Origin of the sequence: Lactobacillus gasseri ATCC 33323 = JCM 1131, from assembly GCF_000014425.1 — a bacterium.
GTDB classification, from domain to species: domain Bacteria; phylum Bacillota; class Bacilli; order Lactobacillales; family Lactobacillaceae; genus Lactobacillus; species Lactobacillus gasseri.
On the sequence record NC_008530.1, the window covers coordinates 392736 to 416515 of the forward strand.

Annotated in this window: 23 protein-coding genes; 18 read left to right on the forward strand and 5 right to left on the reverse strand. The window is 35.0% G+C overall.

What is annotated here, in order from left to right; all coding sequences use genetic code 11:
- The first annotated feature begins 3 nt into the window (after window positions 1-3).
- From rsmI to LGAS_RS01890, 10 genes are all read left to right on the forward strand, one after another.
- A complete protein-coding gene (rsmI, locus tag LGAS_RS01845; protein WP_003655941.1) occupies window positions 4-861 on the forward strand; it encodes a 16S rRNA (cytidine(1402)-2'-O)-methyltransferase in 858 nt (285 codons plus the stop codon).
- Between the two features lie 17 nt (window positions 862-878).
- A complete protein-coding gene (locus LGAS_RS01850; RefSeq protein WP_011678773.1) occupies window positions 879-1613 on the forward strand; it encodes an acyl-[acyl-carrier-protein] thioesterase in 735 nt (244 codons plus the stop codon).
- Window positions 1614-1663: 50 nt separating this feature from the next.
- Window positions 1664-2179, forward strand: a complete 516-nt coding sequence (locus LGAS_RS01855; protein WP_025012205.1) for a folate family ECF transporter S component — start codon at window positions 1664-1666, stop codon at window positions 2177-2179.
- A gap of 30 nt (window positions 2180-2209) precedes the next feature.
- A complete protein-coding gene (gene tsaB / locus LGAS_RS01860; RefSeq protein WP_003647752.1) occupies window positions 2210-2935 on the forward strand; it encodes a tRNA (adenosine(37)-N6)-threonylcarbamoyltransferase complex dimerization subunit type 1 TsaB in 726 nt (241 codons plus the stop codon).
- Complete coding sequence (gene rimI / locus LGAS_RS01865; protein WP_025012206.1) at window positions 2919-3476, forward strand: ribosomal protein S18-alanine N-acetyltransferase; 558 nt, start codon at window positions 2919-2921, stop codon at window positions 3474-3476. Before tsaB ends, rimI begins: the two co-directional genes overlap by 17 nt.
- Window positions 3473-4519, forward strand: a complete 1047-nt coding sequence (tsaD, locus tag LGAS_RS01870) for a tRNA (adenosine(37)-N6)-threonylcarbamoyltransferase complex transferase subunit TsaD (protein WP_003656583.1) — start codon at window positions 3473-3475, stop codon at window positions 4517-4519. Before rimI ends, tsaD begins: the two co-directional genes overlap by 4 nt.
- Before the next feature lie 366 nt (window positions 4520-4885).
- Entirely contained in the window at window positions 4886-6430 is a 1545-nt protein-coding gene (locus tag LGAS_RS01875; protein ID WP_134771596.1) for an SEC10/PgrA surface exclusion domain-containing protein, read from the forward strand.
- A complete protein-coding gene (locus LGAS_RS01880) occupies window positions 6418-7848 on the forward strand; it encodes an LPXTG cell wall anchor domain-containing protein (RefSeq protein WP_003647748.1) in 1431 nt (476 codons plus the stop codon). Before LGAS_RS01875 ends, LGAS_RS01880 begins: the two co-directional genes overlap by 13 nt.
- Window positions 7849-7851: 3 nt before the next feature.
- Complete coding sequence (locus LGAS_RS01885; protein WP_003647747.1) at window positions 7852-8739, forward strand: hypothetical protein; 888 nt, start codon at window positions 7852-7854, stop codon at window positions 8737-8739.
- A gap of 220 nt (window positions 8740-8959) precedes the next feature.
- Window positions 8960-9583 carry a hypothetical protein gene (locus LGAS_RS01890; RefSeq protein WP_003647746.1) on the forward strand — a complete coding sequence of 208 codons (624 nt, stop codon included), beginning with the start codon at window positions 8960-8962 and terminating at the stop codon, window positions 9581-9583.
- 83 nt (window positions 9584-9666) lie between these two features.
- Here LGAS_RS01890 and LGAS_RS01895 read toward each other — a convergent pair whose 3' ends face one another.
- The 4 genes from LGAS_RS01895 to LGAS_RS01910 all read right to left on the reverse strand — a co-directional run bounded on the left by LGAS_RS01895 (window position 9667) and on the right by LGAS_RS01910 (window position 13100).
- On the reverse strand, window positions 9667-11040 hold the full coding sequence (locus LGAS_RS01895) for a ClC family H(+)/Cl(-) exchange transporter (protein ID WP_003647745.1): 1374 nt from the start codon (window positions 11038-11040) through the stop codon (window positions 9667-9669).
- A gap of 109 nt (window positions 11041-11149) precedes the next feature.
- Window positions 11150-11437 carry a hypothetical protein gene (locus LGAS_RS01900; RefSeq protein WP_003655963.1) on the reverse strand — a complete coding sequence of 96 codons (288 nt, stop codon included), beginning with the start codon at window positions 11435-11437 and terminating at the stop codon, window positions 11150-11152.
- On the reverse strand, window positions 11424-11954 hold the full coding sequence (locus LGAS_RS01905) for a DUF3990 domain-containing protein (protein ID WP_003656576.1): 531 nt from the start codon (window positions 11952-11954) through the stop codon (window positions 11424-11426). Before LGAS_RS01905 ends, LGAS_RS01900 begins: the two co-directional genes overlap by 14 nt.
- 153 nt (window positions 11955-12107) lie before the next feature.
- A complete protein-coding gene (locus LGAS_RS01910; protein WP_003655967.1) occupies window positions 12108-13100 on the reverse strand; it encodes a GMP reductase in 993 nt (330 codons plus the stop codon).
- 190 nt (window positions 13101-13290) lie between these two features.
- Here LGAS_RS01910 and LGAS_RS01915 point away from each other — a divergent pair, with 190 nt between their 5' ends.
- The 6 genes from LGAS_RS01915 to LGAS_RS01940 all read left to right on the forward strand — a co-directional run bounded on the left by LGAS_RS01915 (window position 13291) and on the right by LGAS_RS01940 (window position 18418).
- Window positions 13291-14580, forward strand: a complete 1290-nt coding sequence (locus LGAS_RS01915; protein ID WP_003647743.1) for an adenylosuccinate synthase — start codon at window positions 13291-13293, stop codon at window positions 14578-14580.
- A 3-nt stretch (window positions 14581-14583) separates the two neighbouring features.
- Window positions 14584-15879, forward strand: coding sequence for an adenylosuccinate lyase (gene purB, locus LGAS_RS01920; protein ID WP_003647742.1), 1296 nt, complete (start codon window positions 14584-14586; stop codon window positions 15877-15879).
- Window positions 15880-15956: 77 nt separating this feature from the next.
- Window positions 15957-16406 carry a bis(5'-nucleosyl)-tetraphosphatase gene (locus LGAS_RS01925; RefSeq protein WP_003647741.1) on the forward strand — a complete coding sequence of 150 codons (450 nt, stop codon included), beginning with the start codon at window positions 15957-15959 and terminating at the stop codon, window positions 16404-16406.
- A 117-nt stretch (window positions 16407-16523) separates the two neighbouring features.
- Window positions 16524-16823 (forward strand): type II toxin-antitoxin system RelB/DinJ family antitoxin, encoded by a 300-nt coding sequence (locus LGAS_RS01930; RefSeq protein WP_003652023.1) that lies wholly within the window; start codon window positions 16524-16526, stop codon window positions 16821-16823.
- On the forward strand, window positions 16823-17131 hold the full coding sequence (locus LGAS_RS01935) for a type II toxin-antitoxin system YafQ family toxin (RefSeq protein ID WP_003656571.1): 309 nt from the start codon (window positions 16823-16825) through the stop codon (window positions 17129-17131). The genes LGAS_RS01930 and LGAS_RS01935 overlap by 1 nt, the downstream gene beginning before the upstream one ends.
- 99 nt (window positions 17132-17230) lie before the next feature.
- Complete coding sequence (locus tag LGAS_RS01940) at window positions 17231-18418, forward strand: CoA transferase (RefSeq protein ID WP_003647738.1); 1188 nt, start codon at window positions 17231-17233, stop codon at window positions 18416-18418.
- 69 nt (window positions 18419-18487) lie between these two features.
- Here the strand turns inward: LGAS_RS01940 and LGAS_RS01945 are convergent, their stop codons facing one another.
- The gene (locus tag LGAS_RS01945; RefSeq protein WP_003655972.1) at window positions 18488-19315 is read right to left on the reverse strand and encodes an AraC family transcriptional regulator; all 828 of its coding nucleotides are present in this window, start codon (window positions 19313-19315) and stop codon (window positions 18488-18490) included.
- A gap of 151 nt (window positions 19316-19466) precedes the next feature.
- Between LGAS_RS01945 and bglX the strand changes: the two genes are divergently transcribed.
- Window positions 19467-21695 carry a beta-glucosidase BglX gene (gene bglX, locus LGAS_RS01950; RefSeq protein WP_021314891.1) on the forward strand — a complete coding sequence of 743 codons (2229 nt, stop codon included), beginning with the start codon at window positions 19467-19469 and terminating at the stop codon, window positions 21693-21695.
- A 96-nt stretch (window positions 21696-21791) separates the two neighbouring features.
- The gene (locus LGAS_RS01955) at window positions 21792-23756 is read left to right on the forward strand and encodes a sucrose-specific PTS transporter subunit IIBC (RefSeq protein WP_003656567.1); all 1965 of its coding nucleotides are present in this window, start codon (window positions 21792-21794) and stop codon (window positions 23754-23756) included.
- Window positions 23757-23780 lie beyond the last annotated feature (24 nt).

Genomic DNA, 23780 nt, shown 5'->3' on the forward strand with positions numbered 1-23780 from the left:
AAGATGCAAGCGCAAAGTAGTTTTAATGAAAAAGATAAGGGGCGTCTTTACCTTGTCCCTACACCAATTGGTAACTTAGAAGATATTACTTTAAGGGCGAAGAGAATTCTAACTGAAGCTGATTATATTGCGGCTGAAGATACCAGAACTAGTGGAATCTTACTTGAAAAAATTGGCGTTCATAATAAGATGATTTCTTTTCATAAATATAATTCAAAGGAACGTGCGCCAGAATTAATTAAATTGCTTAAGGAAGGAAATACAATCGCTGAAATTTCTGATGCTGGCATGCCAGTTATTTCGGATCCGGGTTATATTCTGGTCCAAGAATGTATTAAAAATGATATTCCAGTTGTTGCGCTTCCAGGACCTTCAGCTTTTGCGACAGCTTTGATTGCATCTGGCTTTGACGCTCAACCATTTACTTATTATGGTTTTTTGCCGCGTAAGAGCAGTGAGCAAAAAGAATATTTTGAGATGATGAATCAGGCTCGTGCAACTTCAATTTTCTATGAGGCTCCGCATCGTTTACAGAAAACTTTGAAAACCTTAGCTGAAGTAATTAAGCCAGATAGAAAAATTGTATTAGCTCGTGAGCTAACGAAGATTCATGAAGAGTATTTAAGAGGCACGATTAGTGAAATTAATGAATACTTCACTAAGAATGATCCTCGAGGCGAGTTCGTAGTTTTGGTTTCGCCAAATGATGATGAAGAAAAGCAACTTTCTTGGGATGAACTGATCAAGCAAGTGGCTGACCGAGTTGAAGCTGGCGAAAGTAAAAAGGATGCCATTAAGTTAGTCGCTAAGGCTAATAAGGTTTCAAAGAACGAACTATATGATAAATATCATCAAAATTAATTACGTGGTGATCGCTAATGGAAAAGATTTTTAAAGAAGAACATCAAGTTACTTACGGCGATTGTGATGAAACAGGAAAAATTCAGCTTCCAAAATTAATTGAACATTTTATGAAAGTTTCAAATGATCAATTAACTCAAGGAGGCGCTGGGATTTATGATTTATTAAAACAAAATTTAGGCTGGGTGGTAGTTGAATATCATCTTGATCTGAAGCGTCTACCTGAAGCTGGTGAAGAAATTACTGTTACTACAAATGGTAGTGGCTATAATCGCTTTTTTGAATACAGCGATTTTGGTATAATAGATTCTACTAACAAAAAGATAGTAGATGCCAAAAGCCAGTGGGTAATTTTAGATCTGAAAAATCGAAAAATTACTGAAGCAGATAGTCAAATGATGGAAAAATTTGGTAATCCATACTTGAAGCATATGCCACGTTTTAAGAGATTACGTCCTTTGAAGGAATATGACTCAAGTCAGACCTATGCAGTTCGGTACTATGATTTAGATACAAACCATCATTTAACTAATAGTGTTTATTTTGATTGGATGATTGATACTTTACCGAGAGAATTTTTGAATTCTCATACTGTCAAAAGTGTCGATATTTCATTTAAAAAAGAAGTCCAGTATGGCGATCAAGCCTTGTCTGAACTTACGCTTGATCAAAATACGCTTATTTCATATCATTTGATTTCTAATCAGGGTGAAGTTTCTGCTTTGGCTGAAATTAGTTGGAGAGAAAATTAAAAGCCTGACTTGTTAGTACAGTCGTGCTTTTTTGGAAGGTAGGGATGCCAATGAAGACAGGGATAAAGAAAATAGATTTACAAGGTTTAGTTACTTTAGCTCTATTTGTAGCGATGGATATTGTATTAGAAAAAATTTCTTTTGGTCCTTCAACTATAAAAGTAGGATTGGGATTTATTGGAAGTGCGCTTTTAGGCTATTATTTTGGCCCACTATGGGGCGGAATTGGTGCATTGATTAGTGATTTATTGCGGTCAGCTATTTTTGGAGTTGAGGGAGGATTTTTCCCAGGCTTTACCCTGTCTGCTATCGTCGGCGTGGTAATCTATGCCTTATTTTTATACCAAAAGCCAATTAAATGGTGGCGCGTAGTTGCTGCAACGTTATTAGTTACTTTGATAGTTAATGTATTAATGAATACTTACTGGATTCATTTATTGTATGGTTTGGATCTACGAGCAGCTTTCTTACAAAGAATCTTGAAAGAGTTAATTACGCCATGGATTCAGATTGTTGTACTTTATGTGATTTTAAATGCTTTTCAACGTGTTAAAATAAGAAGGTAATTTTGATAAATATTTAAGGATAGAGTTTAAATGAAGATATTAAGTATCACGACTGCAACCAATCATTTGAGTGTAGCTTTGAATGATGGGGATAAAATTGTTGAAAAAAATGAAGAGGATCATCGTAACCATAGTGAGCATTTAGATCCTTTAATTAATGAATTACTAAAAGAAAATAATCTTACCTTAAAAGATATTGATCGTTTTGCAGTGGCAGAAGGTCCAGGCTCTTATACTGGATTGAGAATTGGAATTACAACTGCTAAGATGTTTGCTTCTATTTTAAATAAAGATTTAGTCGGAGTATCGACTTTGGCTGCTTTAGCTAATAGAGTAAATGACGGAGTGATTGTAAGTGAATTAGATGCTCGTAACAAGAATTTCTTTGCTGGAGTTTATCGAAAAGTAAATGGTAAGCTAGAGAACTTAGTTCCAGATGGACATTACCATTTGGATGATTTAATTAATAAGGTTAAAGAATTGGGATTGTCTGAAGAAGTTGTCTTTGTCGGAAGTCCAATTGATAAGTATCAAGCTGAGATTGCAGAATTGTTAGGGTCAGAAGACTTTAAGCAAGCTGCAGGCGATAATCAAATTCATGCTGGTGAAATTGGTAAGTTAGCACTTAATAAGGAAGCAATTGATCCTGATAAAATGGTGCCAAAATATTTGAGACGTACGCAAGCTGAAATTGATTGGCATAATAAGACTGGAAAGGCATTTGGTCCAGATAGCGACTATGTTGAGGAAGTTTAGTTTATTTTTCCATCCAGAAGAAATCGACTTGAGCTTTTCACCTTTTGCTTTGAGACTTGATAATCAAACTTATCAAATTATGAAGGCAAGTGATGAAAATATTGCTGACTTGTTGTGCATAGAGCAAGAAGTTTATTTTGGCAGAACGCCTTGGAGTCGATTTTCTTTTAAGAGCGAATTGAAAAAGCACGCCAATTCTTTATATCTTGTTGTTTATCAGGGGTCAACCTTGGTAGGCTTTATTGGGATGAGAATGCAGGCGCAAGAGGGGCATATTACTAATATTGCTGTTAAGCCTGCTTTTCAAAGAAGAGGAATCGGTGGATTTTTGCTCAGGACGATGATTGAAATTGCTCAAAGAAATCATGCTGTTCAGATGACCTTAGAGGTGCGAAGCGATAATTACAATGCACAGAGCTTGTACCGTAAGATTGGATTTAGGGATAATTTTATTCGGAAGAATTATTATTCGGCTGAACATGCGGATGCCGTAAGCATGATTAAAAAGATAGCAGATAAAGAACAGGAAGAAGTAAATTGACAAAAAAAGATATTCGAATTTTAGCATTTGAAAGCTCATGTGATGAAACTTCTACCGCCGTAATTAAAAATGGGCGTGAAATCGAAAGCTTAATTGTGGCTACTCAAATTAAAAGTCACCAACGTTTTGGTGGGGTAGTGCCAGAAGTAGCAAGCCGTCACCATATTGAAGTAATTACGCAAATTACTAAGGAAGCTTTAGCTGAAGCAAACGCTACTTGGGATGATATTGATGCAATTGCTGTTACCTATGGACCAGGCCTAGTTGGAGCTTTGTTAATTGGGGTTAGTGCCGCAAAAGCAGCTTCAATGGCAACTGGAATTCCATTGATTGGCGTTGATCACATTATGGGCCACATTATGGCAGCGCAATTAAAGGATGAAATTGAATATCCAGCACTTGCCTTGCAAGTTTCTGGTGGTCATACTGAAATTGTCTTGATGAAAGATCCGATCCACTTTGAGATTGTGGGCGATACAAGAGACGATGCAGCTGGTGAAGCTTATGACAAGATTGGTCGTGTTTTAGGAGTTAATTATCCAGCAGGTAAGACGATTGATGAGTGGGCACATAAAGGTAAAGATACTTTCCACTTCCCACGTGCAATGATGGAAGATGATGATTATGACTTTTCATTATCAGGATTAAAGAGTGCCTTTATCAACACTTGCCACCATGCAGATCAAATTCATGAAAAGCTTGATAAGTATGACTTAGCTGCCAGTTTTCAAGCATCAGTTGTTGATGTGTTAAGCCACAAGACAATTAGAGCGATCAAAGAATATAAGCCCAAGACATTCATCTTAGGCGGCGGTGTCGCCGCGAACCACGGTTTACGTGATAGATTAGCAGAAGAGATTGAAAAGTTGCCTGCTGATATTAAGCCAAAGGTGATTTTACCGGACTTGAAACTTTGCGGAGACAATGCGGCAATGATTGGAGCAGCTGCATATAACTTGTACAAGGCTGGTAAGTTTAGTGATGAGAATTTGAATGCAGATCCATCACTTGAGTTGCCATATGCGGATAGTATGCTGAAATAGTAGTTATGAAGAGAGTCGAACAGGGGATGTTTGGCTCTTTTTTTGTAGAATGTTTTTCTATTGCATAATTAATTCAAGTTGAACGTTTAATATTAATAAAATAATTCATATTGTGAACCTCGGAATTCAGACTGGAATTTCGAGGTTTTGTTATTTATAAAGCTTTGGATAAAAAATACAAGATCCTTTTTGAGCTTTGCAGTTAGAATGTTGGGATCAATAGTAAGTAAGAAGAATGTTATAAAATTGTACGATCAATTTTCGTGGAGAGCTTGACAGAAATCAAAATGGGGGGGGTAAAATGAGCTCGTATCAACCTTTAAGTAGGTGAACGTAGTTATTTAATATAACGTGGAGGACGTAGCAATGAAGAACAAAGATAAATTATTATATGTATCCGCAGCTGTGCTAGCTGCTGGATCTGTAGCCGGTGTTAAGACTACAACTGTTAAGGCTGCTGAAGTAAAGCAAGCTAATGTTAATGCTAATAGCAAGCTAGACTTAAATAAAGCTTCGCAAGAAAAGCAAGCAGCAGCTCAAGACAAGACTGCACAAGGTCAAATCAAGCAAGATACTGCAACTGTTCAAAATACGCAAGATCAAATTAAACAAGATCAAGCAGCTAAGACGCAAGCAGAAACTGCTAAAACTGAAGCTCAAAATACTTTGCCAGCTAAACAAGAAGCAGTTTCAAGTGCTCAAACTAAGTTAGATCAAGCAAAGAATGATTTAACTCAAACTCAAGCTCAAAATAAAGATTTGCATGCGCAATATGATACTACTACTGAAAATGCAGTACATACTGCTCAAGAAGCAGAAAAGAAGTTAGATCAAAAAGTTAATGACTTAACTGGTCAAGTTCAAACTGCTCAAAATAAGCAAACTGATTTGCTTAACCAAAGAACTAGCGCTGAAAGTGAAATTAAGACTAATACTGAGACTCTTAACAATGTTAATGAGCAATTAAATAAGGCTCAAGCAGATAGTGCTCAAGCCCAAAAGCATTTTGACGCAGTACAAAAAGCTTACGCACCTATCCAAAATGAATATAATGCTAAGAAGGCAAATGCTGAAAAAGCAGCAACCAATTTGAAGCAAAATGAGACTGATTTAGCTCAAAGTCAAAAGCAATTAACTGATTTGCAAACTAAGAACAATGATTTAGCTAAGACTGTTAATGACACTCAAGGTCAATTGGACAATGCTAATAAAGATCTAGCTAACGCTAAGACTGATGTAAGTCAAAGTCAAACTAAGTTGAATGATGTTCAAAATCAAAGTAATGATATTAACGGTAAGTTAACTAATGCTATTGTTAAACGAGATCAAGCAAAGAGTGCCTTAGATTCACAAAGTGAAAATCAAACTAAGATTATTATCACACCTGAATTTAATAAAGCATTTCATAAGTGGAATGATAATCATGATCCAAATTACGTACAATGGACTCCTGAAAATGATGCTGAAATGGTCAAAGAATTAGGTGCGTTATCAAAACAAGAAGCAGAAATGAATCATTTCGAACATAATGCGAAAGATAAAGAACAAAAGATTGATATGATGCATTTGACTTATGAACAACGCTTAGAAGCTAATAAATTTGGTATTAATTTGGTTAATCAAATCCGTACCCAAATGGGTAAAAAGCCAGTGAAGTTGACAGTCGGATCATTAAAATATGCTAATGATGTGGCTAAGTATTATGAAGCAGACCATCCAAAAGATTCGTTTTCTAACGGTAATGTTGATGGAAGTCACCCAGGTCATGATACAAAGGCAATTAATAAAGCCTTGGTTGAAAACGGCGTGAAGCCTGGTATGGGGGGGGAGAAGCCGGCTACTATGGTGTTTGGTATGGTGATGACCTATACGGACATTCTACAGCATATATTAACAATATGGACGATTTGAAGCATGAGATATATAATGCTGTTACACGTTGGATGTTCAATTATGAGCAAGGTGAATGGGAACATGCATCAATTGTTGTAAGTATGCAATTATGGGACAATACAAATTATAAAAATCATAATGAAGAAGATCCAACCTATTTTGGTTTTGCTATTATGGCAAATGGACCATATAATGGCAATGGCGATCTAGGAATCAATTTGGAAACTATTGTAGACAATACTATTCCTGGAAATCCGTTATCTCATCCAATTGACTACAATAAGTTCAATGTCAAAGATGTAATTCCTACTGATACTGATAATTCACAAGCTGGACAAGTTTATGCAGCTGCACAAAATGAAGTAAATAATTTGCAAGGCCAAAAGAACAGCTTAGATGGTCAAATCAAGTCATTACACGATCATCTTGCTCAATCTCAAAATCGAGTAAATGATTTAACTAAGACTATTAATGATTTGTCTACTAAATTATCTAACGCTAAAACTGAACAAGCTACTGTTCAAGGCCAAATTGGTCAAGTATCTAAGCACGTTGATGAATTAAAGGCTGCACAACCTGCATTAGTTCAAGCAAGAGATAATACTGCTAAAGCTTTAGCTGATTACGAACAAACACATGCTACTGTACTTAACGACTACAATAGTGCTAAGTCACAATTAGACCAAGCTAACAACAAGCTTCAATCCGCTACTAAGGCTAAGGATGAAGCCGAGAAAGTTCTCAACCAAAATAAAGCTAAATTAGCTAATATCAATCAAGAATTAGCTGCTGTTAAGGCACAATTAGCTGACTTAACAACTAAGCTATCAGACGCTAAGTCCTCCCAAACAAGCGCTAAAGCTAACTTAGAAAAGGCACAAGCTGATTACGATAACTACGTAAATACTCATAAAGACTTGATTGATAGTATTGCTAAGTCTGATAAAGAATTGGCTGCTAAGAAAGAAGCAGTACGTGTTGCTCAATCAGCTTATGACAAGGCTAGTCAAGAATACGAAGCTGCTAAGAAGGAAGCTGACAAGTTAGCTAATAAGGTTAAAGACTTAGATCAATCAATTACTAAGTCACAAGAGACTATCAAGTCACTTACTAACAGAATTGCTTCAAATACTCAAATTATCGAAAACAACAAGCAAGTTCACGCACAAGCTGCTAAATTAGCTGCACGTAAAGCCTTTGATGCTCAAATCAATAAGGCTTTAGACAATGTTGTTTATGGCACTAAGACAATTAGCCAACACACTGTTAAGGCAGCTACTGTAAAACCTGCTGTTTCAACTAAGAATACTAAACATGCATTACCACAAACTGGTGCTAACGATAAGCTAAGTCTATTTGCAGCTCTTGCAGGTTTATCATTAAGTTCAATTGGTTTAGGTTCATTAGTTTCAGATAAGAAGAGAAGACGTAATTAAAGTATGGACGAACAAGAGGTTTTAAGGAAACTTGGATTTGAAAGTGAAGCCGAGCTTTTATCTGTCAAGCAATTAGCCAAGTATCATCCAATATATGCTACAGATTATTTTGACCTATCAATTGATGAAAAGGAAACTAATGATTCGATTGATCGCTTATCTGTCGATAAAACGTTTTTACCAATCTTTTATTATAGTGTTTACGGAAGGATAATGATAAGTGGTTGGCGCGCTCTTTTAAATACTGATTATAAGAATAAAGTGATTAGTATTAATACAAAGGATCATCATGAATCGTGGATAAAGGAACAACGAGATAAAACTGATTATTTTTCTGTTGACAATGTAATGATTGATGAAAAAATTCCGGTATATTTAAACGAGCAGAAAAAAGAAATTGGTCGTTTATTTTTAAAAATAGATCAAGGACACGTCTTAGGAAAATTTAGTAATTTACTTTCATATATCGAAAACTTTTTAGGAAATGAACAGAATATCAATAATATTGATATTTATCCACAGTTTGCACGTGCGAATAGGAATTCTAAAAAAGATCATGGACAAGTAAATTTTGAATGTATTATTACCAAACATCCAGCAACTCCTTTTTACTATGAGGCAGAGGCTATTTTTACGCATCCCTTAGATAAGATTCCAATTGGTACTAGAATTAAAATTATTACTCTTGAAAAAACAGAGGACGGTCACTATCAGAAATCTACAGATCCTGATGCTATCTTTGAACATGTATTTATTCCTAATTGCGATTACGCAGAATCAGATCCTGCCTCAGTGCTATCTTCCGATAATACGGCTGTAGATTATCGAAATTTCTTTAAAGAAGGTGATCTAAGAGCGTTAAAGTGGAAAAATATAGATTTCCAAAAGTAATGAATAACTGTGATGGTTAGTTTATATATGATCTAACTATATACATCCTTTCTTTTATTTTAAATAACTAATACGTTAACATTTCATTAAAACCAAGCAATTTCTCCATTGCTTGGTTTTTCTTATTTCAAGTAATCCCTTCAAGCCCTTATTCTGCCGTTTAATAACATTTGTTGCTATAATGAATACGAAAGATTAAAAGTCTTGAGGAGGAATTATTATGAAAGATGAAGTTCAATCTCCACAAGAAGAAGCTCCTAACACATATTGGCGCTGGTTAGTAGAATCTTGGCGTCACCCTCTAGGTCACGATCCTGCAGAGAAGTGGTATGGAGTTGTTACCTTATTAGGTGAAGATATTGTATTATTCATTGGTTTAGCTGTTGCAAGTAATTATATTGCCAACTTGTTTGGGATTACTCTTTTGCATCACGCATCAGGATTTACTTTCTGGGCAATTGTAATTCTATTTGTTGTTCAGATTATTACCATTCTTTGTTCAATGGTTGGGCACTTATTCGTATTTGGTAATACGGGCGGATTTTGGCAGTATGTCAACAAGGTTGCTCAAGTAACTAACTGGAACTTTTGGATTGTAATTTGTGCATTCTTCTTCTTAATCCTAAGTTTAAGTTCAGGTTTGCTTGGATTTGGGGAAGCATTAGTTTGGATTTTTTATGCACTGTTTTCTTTAGGTTCATTCTTGCTAGTTGTTTGTCCTGATCCCGGAACAGAAGAGATGATCCACGACCCATTCTGGGGCGCAGTAATTTATCTAGTAATGATTGCTGTCATCTATTCTATTATTTGGGGCTTGGCCTTTAGTATTATGATTAATCTGTAGTATTAATTATTTAGTAAAAAAGATGTTGATAAATCAGCGTTTAAAGCTGATTATTCAACATCTTTTTTTGTTTATTATTAAATTCATTCTTCTGCATGTTTAACTTTAGGTAAGTTAGCCAACTTATGATAATCCATTTGATATCTTAAAGCTGCATAAATTGGCTTACCACCCAAAAGGTCTAAAACAAAGTAAGCAATAAAAGTAGTAATTAGCATTGGAAAAATCTGCTCAACTGAACCAACCATTTCCGTTAAAAGCGTTAGCGCAGTGAAAGGAGCCTTTTCAATAGCGCCAAAGTAAGCACACATCGAAGTGACAATAATAATGCCATAGCAGCGTTTTGGCGCGATGTTGAAGTGAATCATAAGCACAGCAAATACAACGCCTAGAAGGGCTCCTAAGACTAGAATTGGCATGAAGATACCGCCAGGAACAGATGCCCCGTAAGAAATCATTGAGAAAATAAACCGAACAACGAACCAAACAAGCGGTAATAGCATCAGACTTAAAGTTCCAGTCTGAATACTTTTCATAAAAATCGGATCAAATAAGCTTGAAATAAAGTCGTGTGAACCACCAAGTAAGTTAGCGTTCCATAAACCGATTGGAATTACGAGCAGAAGTGGAATAATACTATGGTAAATTGCTGGAATTTTGGTGATCTTTGCATAAACTGGTTTAAGGCTTAATAGGCAGTATTGATATAGGTAGGCAAGTAATCCTAGGACTACACCGATAATTGCTACAAACCAATAAGAAGTAAGGGGCAGTGACTTGTCTAAAGGGAGGTAGAGGCAAGGCTGGGTACCAAAGAAGCAAAGCGTCATTAGGTCAGATGACATGGCAGCAGCTAGTGCACTCAAAACTTCTTTAGGAGTGAAGTTAAAGGTTATTTCTTCTACTAGAAAAAAGACGCCAGCTAGCGGTGCAGAAAAAGCGGCGCTTAATCCAGCAGCTATTCCGCAACCTTGCAATCTTTTAAAGTCATCTGGATCAGCGTGGAAAAGATCCTCGCCAAAGGCTTGACCAACCATTGCACCCATTTGAATACAAGGGCCTTCCCGTCCTAAGAATAGACCGGGACAAATGGCTAGCAAGCCACCGACAAACTTACGCCATAGAATGCTCCACCAATTCATCTTGTTTTCGTTAAGCATTACAGCTTCAACTTGCGGCACACCTGAACCAGTAATATTGCTTAGAACTGGTTTAATAATCTTCCCTAGAATTAGAACAATTAATAAAGTAATAATAATATAAGGAACTAGGTAAATTGGTTTTTGCCGCATTAAGGGATAGATGAAGAATAAGAACTTCATTGTGTGATCGATGATCCACCTGAAGGTACCAATAATTAATCCGGTTATGATCCCGATCATAATTCCCTGTAAGAAAATAAAGAAGAAGTTTGATGTAAACGGCTTAGCTAAGACTTGCTTAGCAGTTTTAATCAATTTTTTCGCCAGCTTTCTAAAAAGTACTTGCTTAATTTAGTTTACATCAATTAGAAGTTAAACTAATAAAAATAACGATAGCTGGTTGCCATCGTCGTTTTTATCAGTATTAATCTGTTGGTAATTTATATAATTGAGGATTTTGCATTAAATAAAGTTGATTGTTGTCGACCATTATTCCTTTATGCTCTAAGTTTTCATACATTTCATAGAAATATTGCGGATCTTCTTCATAAAAATAGTCCGGTGGAAAACATAGAAAATTATAGACTTTTGATTTTTTAAATAAATTTTTTGCTTTTTCGGTCGACATATGATCATTTGCAGCAATTAAAATACTGACTTCCTTAGTAATTGCATTAATAAATGATTCGGTTACGTATTTATTTTTCTTCATAAAGGACACCTCCATATTTTAAACAGTTAATTGAATTTTGAGTTTTAAAGGCCCATTGGTCAGTTAAATTTTCTGGTTTAAGACGAGATATAGCTTTCTCAAAAGATATTGTACCATTAGAATATAGTGTCAATGCTTCCCAGGAATTTGCTCCATCAACTACAGGACCTATAACTAGATCATAATCTGTATTTAAAGCAAAATCGATATTCTTTCTATTTTTTATGATATAGTTTAGCCAATCTTCGCTTACATGATCAAATATTTTGACTCTTAATGAATAGAATTGTTTTTTATCAAATACATATTTAGAAATTAAAATGTTGTATGGATTTTGTTTTAATTTTGAAGAATTAATTTTTATTTTATGTTTGCTCCATTTTGCTGCTTGATTAATATCTGTAGTTAAGTAAAAGCCTTTACCAAAGTCATGTCTTGGTTTTCCCGCATGAATATCTGGTTTTTCTACAATAACGTCACTGCCATGGTACAAAAGATTTGGAATGGAAATTTTCATACTAAGTCAACTTTCTAAAAATATATAGAGAATAAGTTAGTCTCTATATAAATAAGTACGCAAAAAGAAGATGATTTTTTGTATGAAAATTGAATGAATATAAAAACCGAAGTATCCACTTAATATGAATACTCCGGCTCTCTGATTTAATTTTTATTTATCGCCATCAAAAATAGAAGATTTTACAATAACATAATCTACTACTCGAATTGCACTTAAGTCTTTACCGCCAGCATATGAAATAGAAGACTGTAAATCTTCTTGCATTTCACGCAAGGTATCTTTAATAGAGCCACGGTAAGGAACTAACATTTGTTTTCCCTCAACATTACGATAGGCTCCCTTTTGAACTTCAGAAGCTGAACCCCAATATTGCTTATATCTTTTGCCATCAATTGTAATTAAGTTGCCAGGAGATTCTTCATGTCCTGCAAAAAGCGAACCGATCATTACCATTGAAGCGCCAAAACGGACAGACTTGGCAATGTCACCATTATGACGAATACCCCCGTCAGCAATCAATGGCTTTCTAGCTGCTTTAGAGCACATTCTAAGTGCTGCTAATTGCCAGCCACCTGTACCAAAACCAGTTTTTAACTTAGTGATGCAAGCGCGTCCCGGTCCAACACCAACTTTAGTTGCATCAGCTCCAGCATTTTCTAATTCACGAACTGCTTCAGGAGTTGCAATATTGCCGGCGGTTAAGAAAGTATCGGGTAGTTTATCCTTAATGTATTTGATCATTTTAATAACGTAGTCAGAATGACCATGAGCTACGTCGATTGTAATATATTCAGGGATAATTTTTTCTTTAGCTAGGTAGTCGATAAAATCGTATTCACTATCCTTAATCCCAACAGAAATTGAAGCAAATAAGCCTTTATCATGCATCATTTTAATAAAGTTGGCGCGCTTTTCTGGATGAAAACGGTGCATTACATAGTAGTAGCCGTTTTCTGCTAACCAAATAGCTAAATCATCATCAATTACGCTCTCCATGTTGGCGGGAACAACTGGGATCTTAAATGTTCGGCTTCCAAATTTTACGCTTGTGTCGGCCTCTTTTCGGCTCTTAATAATGCATTTATTAGGTACAAGTTGGATATCATCATAATCAAAGGCTTCCATACTAAAGTAATTGCTCATCTAATTTACCTCGTGCTTTTTAAAAACTACATGAGTTAATATACGGGGGTTATGAGGTAAAGTCAAGAGCAAAAATGAATGTTTATTTTGCTAATTATTAAAAATGTTCGGAAATTAATTGACTATTAAGATATAGATTGTTAAACTAGTCTTCGGTTTTAAGAAAATGATTTTTATGAGGTGAAATCAAATGACAGCAATAGCAGTTGTAGGTAGTCAATGGGGCGACGAAGGAAAGGGTAAAATTACCGATTTCTTAAGTAAAGATGCAGCAATGGCTGTACGTTCAAATGGTGGTAACAATGCAGGCCACACAATTGAAATTGGTGATAAGACTTTCAAGATGCGCCTAATTCCATCAGGAATTTTTGCTGCTAAGAAGGGTGCTGTAATTGGTAATGGTGTCGTTATCAATCCAGAAGTAATGTTCGGAGAATTAGATAATCTTGAAAAAGAAGGGATCGACATTAGTGGCTTGAAGATTTCTAATCGAGCACACGTAATTATGCCTTACCATATTTTGCAAGATACTTATCAAGAAGAAGCTAAAGGTGACAAGAAGATTGGAACTACCAAGAATGGTATTGGTCCTTGTTACATGGATAAGGCTTCAAGAATTGGTATTCGCGTTTGCGATTTACTTGAAAGAGATACTTTTGAAGAAAAGTTACGTACTAATTTAGCTGAAAAGAATGCTTTATTTACTAAGGTTTATAACAAGCCGGCTCTTAAGTTTGAAGATATTTTTGAAAAATATCTTGAATACGGTCAAAAGATGAAGAAATACGTTACTGATACTTCAGTAGTTGTTAATGATGCTTTAGATAAGAATGAAAAAGTATTATTCGAAGGTGCGCAAGGGGTAATGCTTGATATTGATGAAGGAACTTACCCATATGTAACTTCTTCAAACACTATTTCAGGCGGAATTGCTTCTGGTATCGGAATGGGTGCTAACCGTTTGAATACTGTAATTGGTGTTTGCAAGGCTTACACTACTCGTGTTGGTGAAGGTCCGTTCCCAACTGAACTATTAGATGAAGTTGGCGATCGTATTCGTGAAACTGCCCATGAATATGGTACTGTTACTGGTCGTCCACGTCGTGTTGGTTGGTTTGACTCAGTAGCTCTTCGTCACGCTAAGCGTGTTGCTGGTATCAATGCCTTAAGTTTGAACTTATTAGATGTATTTTCTGGCTTTGACAAGATTAAGATTGCTACTGCTTATGAGCTTGATGGTAAAAAGATTGACTACTACCCAGCAAGTTTAAAGGAATTATACAGATGTAAGCCTGTTTACGAAGAATTACCAGCTTGGGATGAAGATATTACTAATGTAAAGACTTGGGAAGACTTACCAGAAAACGCTAAGAAGTTCTTGAATCGCGTTTCTGAATTAGTTGGTGTTCCTTTAGTTACTGTTTCAGTTGGTCCAGATCGTGAACAAACTATTGTTTTGAAGAATCCTTGGGAAATGTAATTTATGCTAGAACGTTATACTCGTCCCGAAATGGGCAAAATTTGGTCATTAAAAAATAAATATAATGCTTGGCTAAAGGTTGAAATTGCAGCAACTAATGCTTGGGCAGAACTTGGTGAAGTTCCTGCTGAAGATGCTAAGAAGATTGCTGATAATGCTTCTTTTACAGTAGAGCGTGTTAGTAAATTAGAAGCTATTACTCACCACGATGTAGTTGCTTTTACTAGAACAGTTTCCGAAAGTTTGGGAGAAGAAAAGAAGTGGGTTCATTTTGGTTTAACTTCAACTGACGTTGTGGATACTGCACAAGGCTATATCTTAAAACAAGCTGACGAAATTATTCTTAAAGATTTAGAAGCCTTAAAAGAAACAATTGCTAACAGTGCGCGTAAGTATAAGTACACTGTTGAAATGGGAAGAACTCATGGCGTTCAAGCAGAACCAACTACTTTTGGCTTGAAATTAGCTCGTTGGTATGCGGAAATTAATCGTGACATCGAACGCTTTAAGGCAGCTGCTAAAGATGTTGAATCTGGTAAGATTTCTGGAGCTGTTGGCACTTTTGCCAACGTTCCACCAGCAGTTGAAACTAGCGTTTTAAAGCAACTAGGTTTAACTCAGCAACCAGTTACTAGTCAAGTTTTGCCAAGAGACTTACATGCTTACTACATCGCTACGATTGCTTTAATTGCTACAAGTATTGAAAATTGGGCAACAGAAATTCGCGGTTTGCAACGTAGTGAAATTCATGAAGTTGAAGAACACTTTAGAGCTGGTCAAAAAGGCTCTTCTGCAATGCCTCACAAGCATAATCCAATTGGTTCAGAAAACCTCTGCGGTATGGCTCGAGTAATGCGCGGTTTTATGGTGCCAGCTTATGAAGATGTAGCTTTATGGCATGAGAGAGATATTTCTCATTCCAGTGCTGAGCGTGTGATTTTACCTGATGCAACAATTGGAATTGATTACATGTTGAATCGTTTTAACCGAATTTTGGCTAACCTCGATGTTTTCCCAGAAACAATGCTCAAGAATATGGACCGTACTTATGGTTTGATTTATTCACAACGCGTGCTTTTGAAGTTAATTGATGAAGCAGGCCTATCACGTGAAAAAGCTTACGACATGGTGCAAAAATTAGCTAATAAGTCATGGCAAGAGCAGACTTCATTTAGAAAGTTAATTGAAGATAGCGAAGTTATGAATTACTTATCTGAAGCTGATTTAGATGATGCTTTTGATTATCACTATCACTTGAAGCATGTAGATGAGATTTTTGAAAAATGCGGCTTAGATTAGGATAGAAATAGAAACGTTTTGTTGGATATAATTATGTCTGACAGAACGTTTTTTATTTTGAGGGAAGATATTTAATCATGAAACATGAACATTCAGCAGGTGCAATTATCTGGCGCAATAAAAATAACGAAACCCAGTATTTATTAATTCAAAGTCAGCCTTATAAGCAATTCAAGAGTGCGTGGGCTTTTTCAAAAGGACATCTTGAAGCAGGAGAAACAGCACAAGAGGCTGCAAAACGAGAAATTTTTGAAGAAGTAGGTTTAAAGCCTGAATTTAATTTTGATTTTAGTGAAAGTTATTCATATCAAGTTACTTCAGAAATTGAAAAGACTGTAACTTTATTTTTAGCAAAATACAATCTTGATCAGAAAATAAAACGGCAAGAAAGTGAAATTAAACAGATTGCTTGGCTAAACTATGAAGATGCGCAAAAAAGGATTAGAGAGCAAAACTTTAAGGAATTCAGTTTCGAAGATCTGTCTTCTATTTTGGCAAAGGCTAATGATTATTTAAATGGACATTGATTTTGAAAATAGTCAGTCTGATGCGATTCTTTATAATTCAAGCCAGATTATATCTAGTCAAAATTAAATACAATGTATATAAATTGTAGTATAATATTAGACAAGGGAGTGATTAATATGGCACATACATATAGTTATCGTGCAGATTCTAAAGATCATGATGAAGTTAAAAGAATTTTAGATAATCTAGGTTTAGATATGTCTACTAGTATTAAAATGTATTTTAAACAAATTATTAGACATAATGGAATTCCCTTTTCAGTAACTAATTCTGATACGCTTACAGAAGATACTAAGAAAGCTCTTTTACTTGCAGAAGCTAAGGATATGGGCTTAATTGAAGACGATACTCCAGCCTTTAAAGATACTAATAAATTGATTAGTTATATGAAAAAACGTGCAAAGGAATTAGAGTAATGTATGAAATAAAAGCCGAAGATACTTTTATTCAGGATGTAAATCGTTGGAGTAAGAAAATTCCTAATTTATGGGATGAAATTCAAGCAATAACTTCATATATGCAAGAAACTGGAGAAATACCGGAAGAATATGATCCACATCTTTTAACTAACGAGGAGTTGAATTATGTAGGATATTTTGAGTTTCATTTATTTGAGGGGAAACTTGATTTGCTTGTTATTCATACAAAAAACAAAAATAAAAAAGTCTTTCGATTGGTTAGACTAGGGTCTCATAATGAGTTATTTCATTCTGATTTACGATAATTAAAATTAAGGTCGTTGCTAGCAAACGGCTTTTTATTTTGCATATTTTTATCTAAAATAAGACTTGAATACAGTTAAAACAAGAAAGTGTATATAAAAATGTCAGAACCAAATTATGCAAAGTTAGAAGCAAGTAACCCTCATTTAGATAAAGAGAAGCCATATCCACTAGCAGGAATCTTGGTTGTGGACTTCACCCATGTTTTGTCAGGTCCCACTTGTACAAGAATGCTTGCTGATGCCGGTGCACGAGTAATTCACATTGAGAGAAAAACAGGGGATGATACTCGCCACATGGGACCATACATTGCAGATGGTTCAAGTGAATATTTCAGAATCTGCAATGCTGGTAAAGAATCAATTGCCTTAGATTTGAAAGATCCAAAAGATCATGCCTTAGCTGAAAAAATGATTGCCAAGGCAGATGTAGTTGTGGAAAACTTCCGTCCAGGTGTGATGGCACGTTTAGGTTTTGATCCAGAAGAAATGGTGAAGAAGTATCCTAAATTAATTTTTGCATCGGTATCTGGCTTTGGACAATATGGACCTTGGTCAAAACAGGCTGCTTACGATACCATTATTCAAGCTGTTTCAGGATTAATGGATGCTACAGGCGAACCGAACGGTAAGCCAACACGTGTTGGAACTTCAGTTTCTGATGTTGTTGCAGGAATCATGGGTTATAGCGCGATTACCACTGCCTTAGTGGCAAGAGAACGCACTGGAAAAGGAACCACAATAGATGTTTCGATGCTAGATTCTACTTTTTCCTTAATGGTGCAGGACTTGATGCTGGCACTTGGCCCACATGAAGTACCACACAGAATTGGTAATCGTCACCCTGATATGTATCCATTTGATACATTTGATTGTCAAGACCAGCCAATTGCTATTTGTTGTGGTAATGATCATTTATGGGGATTATTATCTCATGCGTTAGGCCATGAAGAATGGATTAATCAAGCAGATTTTAAGACAAATGATTTGCGTGAGAAAAACTGGCAAAAAGTTAAAAATGCAATGCAAGATGTACTTAAAACCAAGCCGGCTGCTGAGTGGGACAAGATCTTACATGAAGCAGGTGTGCCAGCTGGATTAGTTTTGAATGTGGATAAGACTAGACGCCTTGATCAAATTATTGAGCGCGGGATGGTTAAGACTTTGCCCGATGGCAATGAAGTTTTAGGCTCACCACTCAAGTATGGAACTTGGAATTCTTATGGATTGCAAAAAGATGCACCGAAATTGGACGAACAAGGTGAGCAGATTCGTAAGGAATTTGAATAAAAATAAGCATGAAAAAAGATCAAGATTTTCTATTTTTTGAGAATCTTGATCTTTTTTATGATTAAAAATTTATTCTTTTAGTTGGTTAAACGCTTCTTCTGGCGTGCAATTGTAAACTTTTTTGAATGCATTATAAAGATTTCGATAGCATTTAAATCCTGATTTTTCGGCAATTTTTTCTATATTTAAATTGCTTTGCAAACTAAGCCGAAGTGATTGCTCAAGTCTAAGTGATGTTAAATAATCAGAAAAAGAGTGGTCTAAATTTTTTCTGATTAATCGAGAGCAATAAGCTACTGAATAACCAAAATGATCGGCGACCATGTGTAAACTGATATTTTCTGTGTAGTGCTTTGAAACGAAATCAATAAATTCATTGAGAAAAGGGATATTTTTACTAGTGGAGCAATGTGTCACAACTAAATATTTCTCTATGAGTTCTTGTAGAATCTGTAGTCCTAAGATATAAATAGATAAATTAATAGAAATATCTTTATCTTGTGTTTCAAGGAATTTTACTAAATTTATGGTATTTGCTGACAAGGTTGAAGATGAAATGGAATTAAGTTTGGAATTAAAATGAAAAAATTGCTGAAATTTTCCATTAGTAACTAAATTTAGAAATGTAAATGGGTATTGTATACAAAGAATGTGACTATTTTTAAGTGCATTTGTTGAATGGATTACACATGGATTGATAATAATAAATTGATTTTGCTTAATTTCTTGGAGCCTTCCATTGATAGTAGTATTCATTTTGCCACTTAAAACAAAAAGAATTTCAGTACTTTCATGCCAATGCGGTGGAATGATTCTTGATGAATCTCTGGAGCGAAAGGAGAAAGCTTTAAATGGTGCAATTGACTTATTTAAAATTTGTTCGTGAGTTATTTTCATAATACGAAAATTGCCCCTTTCTTTTATCATGTGATTGTTTTTAGTGTAGATGTAAATATTTTACATATAAGTAGTAATATTCTGGTATTTAGTGTAAGTGATTAATTATCTAAAATCTATAGTGAAAAGGATAAATATATCGAGGATAAAAATGAAACAAGAGAAAATATTTACATTATTAAATGAAATGTCACTAGATGAAAAAATTGGTCAATTGATTCAGCTATCTGGAGAATTCTTTTCAGCCTCTGACATTTCTATTGGTCCGATTGAAAAATTGGGTATTTCTAAAAAAATGGTTAATTTATGTGGATCAGCATTAAATGTCGTAGGTGCGGAAAATATTCGAAGAGTACAGGATCAACAAATGCAGAAACAACCTCATCATATACCGATGCTGTTTATGTCAGATGTTATTTATGGCTTTAAAACCATCTTTCCGATTCCTTTAGGGTTAGGAAGTTCATGGGATCCAAAATTAGTAAAAAGAGCATACTCTGTTGCTGCTGAAGAAGCATCAGCATCGGGTAATCAAGTAGCATTTGCACCCATGGTAGATGTTGTGCATGATGCGAGATGGGGAAGGGTTTTAGAGTCGCCAGGTGAAGATCCGTATTTAAATTCTGTTTACTCTAAAAATATGGTTGAAGGTTTACAAGAAAATCTCGCAAATAAAACAGGTCAAGTATCATGTATAAAGCATTACGCTGCTTATGGAGCTGTAGAAGCTGGACGGGAATACAATCAAGTTGACATGTCTTTAAGTAATTTATATCAAAATTTCTTGCCACCTTATAAAGCTGGCGTAAAGGCTGGGGCAGGAATGGTTATGACTGCATTAACAACTTTAAATGGAGTGCCCTCTACAGCAGATAAGTGGTTGTTGTCAGATGTACTACGTAAAAAATGGAAATTCAACGGTATTATAATTTCTGATTATGCATCTATTTATGAATTAATTAAACATGGTTTTGCACGAGATTCAACTGATGCTGCTTTAAAAGCTATTGATGCAGGAGTAGATATCGATATGAAATCTCCTTGTTACGCAAATGGACTGCATGAGCTGGTGACGAATGGAACACTAGATGAAGAAAAAATAAATAATGCAGTTCTCAAAGTGTTAAATCTCAAAAATCAATTAGGTCTATTTGAAAACCCGTACTTTGGTGCTTCTGTTGAAAAAGAAAAAAATAGTATACTTACTCCTCAAAAACGTAAATTAGCACGAAAATTAGCTCAAGAATCACTAGTTTTAATTCAAAATAAAAATAATATATTACCTCTGAAGAAAGATGCAAAAGTTGCTTTAATTGGTCCTTATGCCAATAGTCAAAAATTAATTGGTATGTGGGCAATTCATGGAAATTCAAAAGATACTGTAACAATAGCTGATGGATTAAGACAATATACTAATAATTTAACTGTAACTCATGGGACAGATTTGTGTCGTGATAAAGCACTATTAAAAAAGCTAGGATTTTTGACAGAGGAAGACATTAATAAAATTGTATCTTCACCAGAAAAAGAAAGGCTACATATTCAGAATGCATTTAAGGCTGCAAAAGCAGCTGATATTATAGTTTTGACATTAGGTGAAGAAACATATGAAGCAGGAGAAGCTGGTGCTAAGACAAACTTAAATATTGCGCCAAATCAATTGAAACTATTGGATAAATTATCCCAATTAAATAAACCAATAATTTTAGTACTCATTAGTGGGAGACCATTGGTACTGACGAAAGTTAAAGATAAGGTCGATGCAATACTGGAAAGTTGGTTTCCTGGTACTGAAGGTGGCAATGCAATTGCGGATATCCTATTTGGTAAGGTAAATCCTTCAGGAAGATTAACTATGAGCTTTCCATATGCTTCAGCTCAAGAGCCGTTATATTACAATCATTTGTCTACAGGAAGACCAGAGAATAACTCTCAGCATGTCGGCAGATTTGTATCTAAGTATATTGATGCATCAGCTAGAGCTTTATATCCATTTGGCTATGGGCTTTCGTATGGAAAAATAAAGTATTCAAATTTAACTATTTCGTCTGAGCGATTATTTTTGGATAAGCCTGTAAAAATTTCATTAGATATTGAGAATTTAAGTGATTATGATCGGAAAGAAACTGTCCAGTTATATATCCATCAAGAAACAGCTAGTATCGTTCAGCCAGTTAAGCGATTGATAGATTTTACCAAGATTGCCATATCAGGTCATTCAAGTCAACATGTAGAATTTTATATAAATGCAAGTCAATTGTCATTTTATGACAACATTGGTAGGTCACATAAAGAAAGTAGCAAAATACAGGTTTACGTTGGTACCAATGGAGTACAGCTATTAAAAGGTAAATTTGATTTTATAAATAAGAGGTCATAATTTTACATATTAGATGTAACAGAAATGTATTTAATCGTATCTGATAAGCGCTTACAATAATTGGCGTAAGGGATATAAAAGAAATGGAGAAAGAAAATGTCTAGTAAAGAAAACAAAAAGATAGCTGAGGAGGTTATAGCCGCCATTGGCGGAAAAGAAAATATCGTTTCTTTAGCCCACTGTGCTACAAGATTAAGAATAGTTGTAAAAGATCGTAAAAAGGTAAATGAAAAAGCACTAGATAAAATTGATAAGGCAAAAGGATACTTCTTTACGGCTGGTCAATATCAGATTATTTTTGGTACTGGCTTAGTAAATGATGTTTATGAAGCGGTAAAAGAAGAAGGAGTTTCTACAACATCTAAAGATGATCTGAATGATGTAGCTGCAAAACAATCAGGATGGTTTCAAAGATCAATAAGAATGTTTGCAGATGTCTTTGTACCAATCATCCCTGCTTTGGTTGCAACAGGTCTTTTTATGGGGTTGCAAGGTTTATTAACACAACCAGCTCTTTTAAAGATGATGGGAATGTCAGCTAAATCAATTCCGGTTCAATTTACTACTTACTTTAATATTTTAACTGGAACGGCTTTTAGCTTTTTACCAGTTTTAATTTGTTGGTCAGCATTTAGAGTTTTTGGTGGTAGTCCAATTTTGGGTATTTTACTTGGTTTAATGCTAGTTAATCCTGCTTTACCATCAGCATGGGATGTTGCCCAAGGAAAAGTTGCTCCACTAATGTTTTTTGGCTTTATTCCAGTTGCTGGCTATCAAGCTTCAGTTTTACCAGCTTTTATTTTGGGATTTATTGGAGCGAAAACTGAAAAGTGGATTCATAAACATGTTATCAGTTCTCTTGATTTAATTGTTACTCCATTTGCTACATTATTAGTTGGAAGTATTTTAGGACTACTTTGCGTTGGTCCAATCTTCAGAATTGTTGAACAAGGAATTTTACATGCAGCAGAATGGATAGTTCAATTACCATTTGGATTAGGTGGACTAATTTGGGGTGCTGTTTGTCAGATGATTGTGGTTACTGGATTACACCATGCACTAAACTTAGTAGAAATCCAGTTATTAGCAAATACTCACTGGAATCCTGTAAATCCAATTGGATCTGCTGCTATTGCCGCACAAGCTGGCGCTGCCTTGGCTGTAGCCTTACGAATTCATTCAAATAAAATGAAACAAATTGCATATCCATCAACAATTTCAGCTTTACTCGGTATCACTGAGCCAGCAATTTATGGTGTAAATATTAAATATATCAAACCATTCTTATTTGGTTGTATTGGTGGTGGTATCGGTGGTTTTCTTTCAAGTATTTTAAATTTGAAAGCTACTGGTATGTCAATAACTGTTATCCCAGGTATATTATTATTTTTGAATCAACAACTTCCACTATATATTCTTGTTTGTGTAGTTGGTTTTGGAGTGGCGTTTGGTTTAACTTACGTTTATTACGGTAAACATGCATTTGATAGTAATAAAAATAGCAAGAAAGAAGATATAGAGAAAAAACAAAATACTTTTAAGCAAGAGCCTAGTCATGTATCAGATGAAGTAATAGATGCTCCTGTTAGTGGTAAAATTGAAGCTTTAAATTTAGTTTCTGATAAAGCCTTTGCTTCAGGAATGATGGGAAAGGGAATAGCTATTGAACCATCATCAAATAATATAGTTTCTCCTGTTAATGGAACGATTACTGTGGCTTATCCAACAGGTCATGCATATGGAATTAAATCAGATGATGGTGCAGAAATTCTCATTCACCTAGGTATAGATACAGTAAATCTAAAAGGAAAAGGCTTTAACACTGTAGTAAAGCAAGGCCAAAAGATAAATAAGGGTGAATTGCTTGGAACGTATGATTATCAAGAAATAGGCAAGGAGGGTTATGACAATATAGTTATTGTTTTGATTACTAATTCGAAGGATTATGCAGAAGTTGATCCAATTGCTTCTGGAAATGTTCAAGCACAACAAAAATTAATTGCCTTAACTGAACCTACAATGTCTGAGCAAGCAAAAGGTACTGTAAATGAATTAAATTAATAAGCTTTAAGTTGTAAGAAAGCT

Coding starts and splice junctions, on each gene's coding strand:
- rsmI (WP_003655941.1), top strand. CDS start 4: ATGCAAGCGCAAAGTAGTTTTAATGAAAAAGATAAGGGGCGTCTTTAC.
- LGAS_RS01850 (WP_011678773.1), top strand. CDS start 879: ATGGAAAAGATTTTTAAAGAAGAACATCAAGTTACTTACGGCGATTGT.
- LGAS_RS01855 (WP_025012205.1), top strand. CDS start 1,664: ATGAAGACAGGGATAAAGAAAATAGATTTACAAGGTTTAGTTACTTTA.
- tsaB (WP_003647752.1), top strand. CDS start 2,210: ATGAAGATATTAAGTATCACGACTGCAACCAATCATTTGAGTGTAGCT.
- rimI (WP_025012206.1), top strand. CDS start 2,919: ATGTTGAGGAAGTTTAGTTTATTTTTCCATCCAGAAGAAATCGACTTG.
- LGAS_RS01875 (WP_134771596.1), top strand. CDS start 4,886: ATGAAGAACAAAGATAAATTATTATATGTATCCGCAGCTGTGCTAGCT.
- LGAS_RS01880 (WP_003647748.1), top strand. CDS start 6,418: ATGGACGATTTGAAGCATGAGATATATAATGCTGTTACACGTTGGATG.
- LGAS_RS01885 (WP_003647747.1), top strand. CDS start 7,852: ATGGACGAACAAGAGGTTTTAAGGAAACTTGGATTTGAAAGTGAAGCC.
- LGAS_RS01890 (WP_003647746.1), top strand. CDS start 8,960: ATGAAAGATGAAGTTCAATCTCCACAAGAAGAAGCTCCTAACACATAT.
- LGAS_RS01900 (WP_003655963.1), bottom strand. CDS start 11,437: ATGAAGAAAAATAAATACGTAACCGAATCATTTATTAATGCAATTACT.
- LGAS_RS01905 (WP_003656576.1), bottom strand. CDS start 11,954: ATGAAAATTTCCATTCCAAATCTTTTGTACCATGGCAGTGACGTTATT.
- LGAS_RS01910 (WP_003655967.1), bottom strand. CDS start 13,100: ATGAGCAATTACTTTAGTATGGAAGCCTTTGATTATGATGATATCCAA.
- LGAS_RS01915 (WP_003647743.1), top strand. CDS start 13,291: ATGACAGCAATAGCAGTTGTAGGTAGTCAATGGGGCGACGAAGGAAAG.
- purB (WP_003647742.1), top strand. CDS start 14,584: ATGCTAGAACGTTATACTCGTCCCGAAATGGGCAAAATTTGGTCATTA.
- LGAS_RS01925 (WP_003647741.1), top strand. CDS start 15,957: ATGAAACATGAACATTCAGCAGGTGCAATTATCTGGCGCAATAAAAAT.
- LGAS_RS01930 (WP_003652023.1), top strand. CDS start 16,524: ATGGCACATACATATAGTTATCGTGCAGATTCTAAAGATCATGATGAA.
- LGAS_RS01935 (WP_003656571.1), top strand. CDS start 16,823: ATGTATGAAATAAAAGCCGAAGATACTTTTATTCAGGATGTAAATCGT.
- LGAS_RS01940 (WP_003647738.1), top strand. CDS start 17,231: ATGTCAGAACCAAATTATGCAAAGTTAGAAGCAAGTAACCCTCATTTA.
- LGAS_RS01945 (WP_003655972.1), bottom strand. CDS start 19,315: ATGAAAATAACTCACGAACAAATTTTAAATAAGTCAATTGCACCATTT.
- bglX (WP_021314891.1), top strand. CDS start 19,467: ATGAAACAAGAGAAAATATTTACATTATTAAATGAAATGTCACTAGAT.
- LGAS_RS01955 (WP_003656567.1), top strand. CDS start 21,792: ATGTCTAGTAAAGAAAACAAAAAGATAGCTGAGGAGGTTATAGCCGCC.